Origin of the sequence: Streptococcus suis (assembly GCF_002964045.1) — a bacterium.
In the GTDB taxonomy this organism is placed as follows: Bacteria; Bacillota; Bacilli; order Lactobacillales; family Streptococcaceae; genus Streptococcus; species Streptococcus suis_U.
The window spans coordinates 1-201 of the sequence record NZ_POPB01000691.1 but is presented as its reverse complement, the minus strand read 5'-3'; the positions used below and the strand labels follow the sequence as shown (position 1 = coordinate 201).

Below are 201 nucleotides of genomic sequence, written 5' to 3'. Positions count from 1 at the left end.
TTGCGTTTGGCATAAATGCGGGCTCCCTCTTTACTTGTCAATTCCTCTTTGACTAAGTTCTTGAAATAGTTCCACGTAGGATTATACTGAATTTGTTTGAGGTTTCCTTTTTCCGTCCGTGCTAACTGGTCTAACTCTTTACTAGCTTGTACAGGATCAGCTTCGTAAATCTTAATATCTTTCTCAAATCCATACTTGTCC

The 201-nt window shown here is 38.8% G+C and carries 1 pseudogene; it reads right to left on the bottom strand.

From position 1 onward, the window contains the following. A pseudogene (locus C1E99_RS14865) lies at positions 1–201 on the bottom strand (IS5/IS1182 family transposase); the annotation flags it as partial.